At 47.2% G+C, this 7075-nt stretch carries 7 protein-coding genes and 1 pseudogene; all 8 read right to left on the bottom strand.

Features of this window, described 5'->3' with window-relative positions; translation table 11 throughout:
• Positions 1 to 272: pseudogene (locus CVD19_RS11640) on the bottom strand (NADH-quinone oxidoreductase subunit C); the annotation flags it as partial.
• A gap of 3 nt (positions 273 to 275) precedes the next feature.
• Positions 276 to 788 carry a NuoB/complex I 20 kDa subunit family protein gene (locus tag CVD19_RS11635; protein ID WP_142383521.1) on the bottom strand — a complete coding sequence of 171 codons (513 nt, stop codon included), beginning with the start codon at positions 786 to 788 and terminating at the stop codon, positions 276 to 278.
• Positions 779 to 1153, bottom strand: coding sequence for an NADH-quinone oxidoreductase subunit A (locus CVD19_RS11630; RefSeq protein WP_101582029.1), 375 nt, complete (start codon positions 1151 to 1153; stop codon positions 779 to 781). Before CVD19_RS11630 ends, CVD19_RS11635 begins: the two co-directional genes overlap by 10 nt.
• A gap of 400 nt (positions 1154 to 1553) precedes the next feature.
• Positions 1554 to 2540, bottom strand: coding sequence for a Gfo/Idh/MocA family protein (locus CVD19_RS11625; RefSeq protein ID WP_101582028.1), 987 nt, complete (start codon positions 2538 to 2540; stop codon positions 1554 to 1556).
• A gap of 93 nt (positions 2541 to 2633) precedes the next feature.
• Positions 2634 to 3041 (bottom strand): F0F1 ATP synthase subunit epsilon, encoded by a 408-nt coding sequence (locus tag CVD19_RS11620; RefSeq protein ID WP_101582027.1) that lies wholly within the window; start codon positions 3039 to 3041, stop codon positions 2634 to 2636.
• 21 nt (positions 3042 to 3062) lie between these two features.
• Complete coding sequence (gene atpD, locus CVD19_RS11615; RefSeq protein ID WP_101582026.1) at positions 3063 to 4484, bottom strand: F0F1 ATP synthase subunit beta; 1422 nt, start codon at positions 4482 to 4484, stop codon at positions 3063 to 3065.
• Positions 4485 to 4573: 89 nt separating this feature from the next.
• The gene (gene atpG / locus CVD19_RS11610) at positions 4574 to 5431 is read right to left on the bottom strand and encodes an ATP synthase F1 subunit gamma (protein ID WP_101582025.1); all 858 of its coding nucleotides are present in this window, start codon (positions 5429 to 5431) and stop codon (positions 4574 to 4576) included.
• Between the two features lie 122 nt (positions 5432 to 5553).
• On the bottom strand, positions 5554 to 7062 hold the full coding sequence (gene atpA / locus CVD19_RS11605) for a F0F1 ATP synthase subunit alpha (RefSeq protein WP_101582024.1): 1509 nt from the start codon (positions 7060 to 7062) through the stop codon (positions 5554 to 5556).
• Between the last annotated feature and the right edge of the window lie 13 nt (positions 7063 to 7075).

Below are 7075 nucleotides of genomic sequence, written 5' to 3'. Positions count from 1 at the left end.
TCGTCTCCACCTGGTGGCGTGGTTCCTTCAGCCTGCTCGTTCGCCTTCATTTTTGCGAGTGCTGCTGCTTTTGCTTTCGCCGCTGCAGCTGCCTTCCTTTTCGCCAGATCTAAATCTTCTTCCTTTGGATTTGTTGGCTCCTCCTGGTTTACGGGCTGTGACTGATCAGTCTGCCCGTCAGGTTTGATTCCCGCCCTGCGCTGTTTGGCCAGTTCTTTTGCTTTTGCGGCAGCTTCTCTCTTTAGCTGCTCCAGATCCTTCTCCCCGCTCATCGATTAGATCACCTTCTTCCCGGTCTTCGCCTCGTAACGGATTTTCTCTCTTAATTTATTAATCCCGTAAATCAATGCTGCAGGATTCGGCGGACAGCCAGGTATGTAGACATCGACAGGAACGATCTGGTCGACCCCTTTTACAACCGAATACGACTTGATATATGGCCCGCCCGCAGTTGCGCACGAACCCATGGCGATCACCCATTTCGGTTCAGGCATTTGATCATACAGCCGCCTGAGGATTGGAGCCATCTTTTTTGTAACTGTTCCCGATACAATCATGACATCAGACTGCCGGGGCGAGGTCCGGAAAAATGATCCAAAGCGGTCCAGGTCATAATGGGAAGAACCTACACCCATCATTTCAATTGCACAACAAGCAAGCCCGAACGTCATTGGGTACAACGAGTTGCTGCGGGCCCAGCCTTTTACCTGTTCCAATGTTGTTAAAAAAACACTTCTCTTCAGCTCATCCATTTCTCTTGGTGAAATATTGTCGAGTTTTAAGTCCATTTCAGCACCTTCTTCTTCCATGCGTAGACAAGCCCAATAACCAGCATCAGCACAAAAATGAGCATTTCAATTAACGCAAAAATCCCCAATTTTTCATAGGCAACTGCCCATGGATACAGAAATACTGTTTCTACATCGAAAACCACAAACATAAGGGCAAAAATATAATAGCGGACATTGAACTGCACCCGTGAATCATGGAATGGTTCAATTCCGCTTTCATAGGTGGTGTATTTTGTTTCTATCGGTTTGTACGGACGAAGCAATCTTCCAAGAAACAATGCCACCACAGGCAATAACACCCCGAGACATAGGAACACAAAGACTATCAAATAGTTATTTTGATATAAGTTTAGTAGTTCCATGTCCATCCCTCCAATGTTGTAAAATTTTCATACTTTTTAAATTTGTAACCGATAACAATTATATCATTGTTACATTTGTGTGTCGATAAACCCTTGAATATATCCAGAATTTATCTACAGCTAAAAAAAGTTTGAGTTATAAAAAAAGCACCAGAACTTCAGTGACTCGTCCTCATTCATAATTAGTATGGAAAGACCTCTATTATTCCATTAGTTTGAATTCAGACGGTTACTTGTTCTCTCTTTTATTAAAATCCAAATATTTAGCAATGCCAGTGATTTTTGTCAACAATTGTTAATAAATTTCATTCACTGTGAATTTTTTTGGCTGTATGATGTGGCTAGCGGCTAAAGCTCGGGCATACAAAAAAGAACTGCTTTTTCAGCAGCCCTGATTTGGTCATCTTTTATCTGCGGGGTAAATGATCCCCGTTTGCTTTCGTGCTTCTTCCACTATCTGCGCGGTTATTCTGGAACGGTGATAGGAATTTATTTGAGACTCGGTTTTCCCCGTCTTAATTAAGTCAATGAATTCTTGTACCTGATAATGCATGGCCGGATGATCCTGTGTTCTGCTGATGATTTCCCTTTCCCCGTTTTTGTAGCGTATCTCGACTTTTTCAGGAACTGAGATTTGATCAATAATGATTGTGCCGTCTTCTCCGTGTATCTCGGCCGGCAGGTAAGAATTTGTGATTTTTGAATGCATGATGACCGCGTCCATGCTGCCATAGTGTAACAGCAGGCTGCCTTCACCATCTACTCCGCTCTCGAGCATCAAACTTTCAGCCTTTAACCGGTCAGGCTCCCCAAACAAAACAACCATAGGGTAAATGCAATAGACTCCGAGATCCATCAGTGATCCGTTTGAAAAAGCCGGGTTGAACGCATTAAGCACTGTGCCTTGCCTATAGGCATCATAGCGGGAAGAATATTTGCAAAAGCTGGCGAAATAACGGCGTACTTTCCCAATTTTATGCAAATTGTCCTGAATGCTTTGGAAATTCGGCAACAATGTCGTTTTTAATGCCTCCATCAACACAACTTGATTTTTCCTTGCTGCCTGAAACATCAATTCCAATTCAGCTGTATTAGAAGCAAGTGGTTTTTCGCATAATACATGCTTTCCATTGTTCAAAAACAGGATACCCTGCTGCGCATGAAACGAATTCGGGCTGGCGATATACACTGCGTCGATCTCATCGCTTTCAGCCATCTCCTCCAAATTTGTAAAAATTGTATGTACACCGTATTTTTTTGCAAACTCTACCGCCCTCTGTTCTGTGCGCGAATAAACAGCGGACAGGACAAAATCCGGAATACCGCCTACTGACTCAAGCAATTGGTCAGTAATCCAATTGGTTCCGATTACACCAAATCGTACCATGCCGATTCTCCTTTCAACTTCCTTAAATTATAACTGAAGTTATCCTCATCGCAAAAACACCTTCCGGAAATCCGGAAGGTGTTCGATTGTTGATTATATTTTGCGCTCAGCTACCGAGATACGGTTCATCGCACGCTGAAGAGAGAGCTCAGCACGCCTGAAATCAACATTTTCCTGCTGCCTTTCACGAAGGCGCTGTTCGGCACGCTCTTTAGCCCTTAATGCACGGTCGACATCAATGTCATCTGACCGTTCCGCGGCTTGGGCAAGAATGGTTACCTGGTCGGGACGAACTTCAAGGAAGCCTCCACTGACAGCAACATACTCTGTCTTATTGCCATTTTTCAGTCGCACTGCACCAATCTGCAGCGGGGCAACCATTGGGATGTGCCCAGGCAAAATGCCAAGCTCACCGGTTTGTGCTTTAGTGCTGACCATTTCCACATCGGATTCGTAAACCGGCCCATCAGGAGTAACAACACTGACTTTGATCGTCTTCATTTTTTACCCTCCTGGTCCGTATTAAACCTCTACACCCAAGCGTTTTGCATTCTCGATGACTTCTTCAATACGTCCTACTAGACGGAATGCATCTTCTGGAAGGTGGTCGTATTTGCCTTCAAGGATTTCCTTGAAGCCTTTGACTGTTTCTTTGACTGGCACATAAGATCCCGGCTGGCCGGTAAACTGCTCGGCAACGTGGAAGTTCTGTGACAGGAAGAACTGGATGCGGCGCGCACGGTGCACGACAAGCTTGTCATCATCAGAAAGCTCATCCATACCGAGGATCGCGATAATATCCTGAAGTTCTTTGTAGCGTTGCAGGGTTGCCTGAACCTGGCGGGCAACATTATAATGCTCTTCCCCAACGATTTCCGGTGTCAAGGCACGGGAAGTCGAAGCAAGTGGATCCACCGCAGGGTAGATACCCATTTCAGAAAGCTTACGTTCAAGGTTGGTCGTTGCATCAAGGTGGGCGAATGTAGTGGCCGGAGCCGGATCTGTATAGTCATCGGCTGGCACGTAGATCGCCTGGATTGATGTAACAGAACCTACGTTAGTTGATGTAATACGCTCTTGCAATCTGCCCATTTCGGTTGCAAGTGTCGGCTGGTAACCAACCGCCGAAGGCATACGTCCCAACAGGGCGGATACCTCGGAACCTGCCTGCGTGAAACGGAAGATGTTGTCCATGAAGAAAAGAACGTCCTGGCCTTGTTCGTCACGGAAAAACTCAGCCATTGTCAAACCTGTCAGGGCAACACGCATACGTGCACCAGGCGGCTCGTTCATCTGGCCGAAAACCATCGCCGTTTTCTTGATAACGCCTGAATCGGACATTTCGTGGTACAGGTCGTTACCTTCACGGGTACGCTCACCTACACCGGCGAATACGGAAATACCACCGTGCTCCTGGGCGATGTTGTTGATCAATTCCTGGATTAAAACGGTTTTGCCAACACCGGCTCCGCCGAACAGACCAATTTTACCACCTTTGATATACGGGGCAAGAAGGTCTACTACTTTAATTCCAGTTTCAAGGATTTCAACTTCTGTAGACAGCTGCTCGAACGTTGGAGCTTCCCTGTGGATGGCATCGCGGCGTGTGTCTGCCGGGATTGCTGCATCAAGGTCAATTGTGTCACCCAATACGTTGAATACACGTCCCAATGTCGCATCTCCAACAGGAACGGAAATTGCAGCACCAGTATCAACCACTTCAAGGCCGCGGGTTAAACCGTCTGTAGACGCCATCGCAATCGTACGGACTGTGTCATCACCTAAATGAAGTGCTACTTCAAGGGTTAAGTCGATGTCAACTTCAGATTCGTTGCGTGCTTTATTAACAATTTTAAGAGCGTTATAGATCTCTGGCAGATTGCCGCTGTCAAACTTCACGTCAACTACCGGACCCATAATTTGAAGAACGCGTCCTTTGTTCATCTGTTTCCCTCCTAACGTTATCGTTCAATATACATCATGATGGGATGCAGGTTTTCAGCCTACATCCCCATATTTGTCGATTCTGCTTTTTATTCGAGTGCCGCTGCTCCACCGACGATTTCAGTGATTTCTTGCGTGATCGCCGCCTGGCGTGCGCGGTTGTAGCTCAGGCTGAGCGAATTGATCAGCTCTTTCGCATTGTCCGTTGCGTTCTTCATCGCAGTCATACGCGCGGCGTGCTCACTCGCCTTGCTGTCCAACAAAGCCCCATATACCAGGCTCTCGGCATATTGAGGCAGGAGCACATCAAGGATCTCTTCAGCATTCGGCTCGAATTCATAGGATGTCAGCTTCGTTGATGCCGCTATGTCCGTTAACGGAAGCAGCTTCTTCTCGGTCACATCCTGTTGAATGGCGCTCACATAATGGCTGTAGTAAATATAAAGCTCATCAAAGGTAAAGTCTGAGAACATGCCGACGGTTTTGCTGGCGATGTCTTGAATTTCCATGAAGGATGGCTGGTCCGCAACCCCTACGATATCAAGCACCACATTCATGCCGCGTTTCACAAAGAAATCACGGCCGACTCTGCCGATGGCAATGATCGCAAACTCATCATTTGATTTATGGCGATTCTGGATCGTCTGGTAAACCTGGCGAAGAACGTTACTGTTGTAAGCACCTGCCAGTCCGCGATCTGAAGTAATTACAAGATAACCGGTTTTCTTTACCGGACGAGTAGTCAGCATTGGGTGGCTTGCATCCTTGCTGCCAATGGCGATGGACGCCGTAACCTCCTGGATTTTTTCCATGTACGGCACAAATGCCTTCGCATTCATTACCCCGCGGTTCCATTTGGAAGCAGACACCATTTCCATTGCTTTCGTGATCTGGCTCGTCTTTTTGGTAGAAGTTATCCGGGATTTTATATCGCGTAAAGATGCCACAGGTTCTCACCACCTATCCTTAAAGTTTCGTTAGACCAATGTCCAGCTATGCCGTAATGGATGTGTGCGGCGCCGTGAATCTGATGGATTCCCCGCACTCCAATACTCATAGCTAAAATGCATTACTCGGATACTGCAAACGTCTTTTTGAAGTCGTTGATTGCAGCATTCATATCCTCATCTGCAGGAAGTTCCTTTGTGGTGCGGATATGGTCTAACAACTCTTTGCGGTTGTGGTCTAACCATGTATGGAATTCAGATTCAAAGCGGCGGATGTCCGCTAACGGGATATCATCCAGGAAGCCGCGTGTCAGTGCATAAAGAATGGCAACCTGCTTTTCAACCGCAAGCGGCTTGTGAAGGTCCTGTTTAAGGACTTCAACAGTACGGGCACCGCGGTTAAGCTTGGCCTGGGTTGCTTTGTCAAGGTCGGAACCGAACTGGGCGAATGCTTCAAGTTCGCGGTATGAAGCAAGGTCAAGACGCAGTGTTCCGGAAACCTTTTTCATCGCCTTAATTTGCGCGGATCCACCAACGCGGGATACAGAAAGACCTGCGTTGATTGCCGGGCGCACGCCGGAGAAGAACAGGTCGGACTGAAGGAAAATCTGTCCGTCTGTAATTGAGATAACGTTTGTTGGGATATAAGCGGAAACGTCACCGGCCTGTGTTTCAATGAACGGCAATGCAGTGATCGATCCGGCACCCTTAGCGTCGCTCAGCTTTGCAGCTCGCTCAAGCAGGCGGGAGTGCAGGTAGAATACATCACCTGGATAAGCTTCACGGCCTGGAGGACGGCGCAGCAATAGTGAAAGCTCACGGTAAGCTGCAGCTTGCTTGGAAAGGTCATCATACACGACCAATACATGCTTGCCCTCATACATGAACTGTTCCGCCATTGAAACCCCTGCATATGGCGCAAGGAACAGCAGCGGTGCTGGCTGGGAAGCAGATGCTGTGACTACGATTGAGTAGTCCAGTGCACCATGCTTACGAAGTGTTTCTACTGCATTACGTACAGTAGATTCTTTTTGTCCGATTGCAACATAGATACAGATCATGTCCTGCCCTTTTTGGTTCAGGATTGTATCGATTGCAACAGATGTTTTACCTGTTTGGCGGTCACCAATGATCAACTCACGCTGTCCGCGGCCGATTGGCACAAGGGCGTCAATCGCTTTGATTCCAGTCTGCAGTGGTTCATGAACAGATTTACGGTCCATGACACCAGGTGCATTATATTCAATTGGACGGGTTTTTGTCGTATTGATAGGACCCATGCCGTCAACCGGCTGTCCAAGAGGGTTTACGACACGTCCGATCAATTCGTCTCCTACAGGAACCTCCATGATGCGGCCGGTACGGCGTACTTCATCGCCTTCACGGATATCCGCAAAAGGTCCAAGGATGATGATACCGACGTTATTTTCTTCAAGGTTTTGCGCCATACCCATAACGCCGTTTGAAAATTCAACAAGCTCCCCAGCCATGACATTGTCGAGGCCATGAGCACGGGCGATACCGTCACCAACCTGGATGACTGTACCTACATCACTCACTTGAATTTCCGACTGATAATTTTCAATCTGCTGTTTTATCAGCGCGCTAATTTCTTCAGCTTTGATGCTCATGAGTTTCACCCCT

Source organism: Bacillus sp. T33-2, assembly GCF_002860205.1.
In the GTDB taxonomy this organism is placed as follows: domain Bacteria; phylum Bacillota; class Bacilli; order Bacillales; family Cytobacillaceae; genus T33-2.
The sequence above is the reverse complement of the archived record's forward strand: the minus strand, read 5'-3'. Positions and strand labels throughout refer to the sequence as shown.

What these genes read in the sequence shown, in the direction of transcription:
- CVD19_RS11635 (WP_142383521.1), bottom strand. Translation starts at nt 788, where the DNA reads ATGGACTTAAAACTCGACAATATTTCACCAAGAGAAATGGATGAGCTG.
- CVD19_RS11630 (WP_101582029.1), bottom strand. Translation starts at nt 1,153, where the DNA reads ATGGAACTACTAAACTTATATCAAAATAACTATTTGATAGTCTTTGTG.
- CVD19_RS11625 (WP_101582028.1), bottom strand. Translation starts at nt 2,540, where the DNA reads ATGGTACGATTTGGTGTAATCGGAACCAATTGGATTACTGACCAATTG.
- CVD19_RS11620 (WP_101582027.1), bottom strand. Translation starts at nt 3,041, where the DNA reads ATGAAGACGATCAAAGTCAGTGTTGTTACTCCTGATGGGCCGGTTTAC.
- atpD (WP_101582026.1), bottom strand. Translation starts at nt 4,484, where the DNA reads ATGAACAAAGGACGCGTTCTTCAAATTATGGGTCCGGTAGTTGACGTG.
- atpA (WP_101582024.1), bottom strand. Translation starts at nt 7,062, where the DNA reads ATGAGCATCAAAGCTGAAGAAATTAGCGCGCTGATAAAACAGCAGATT.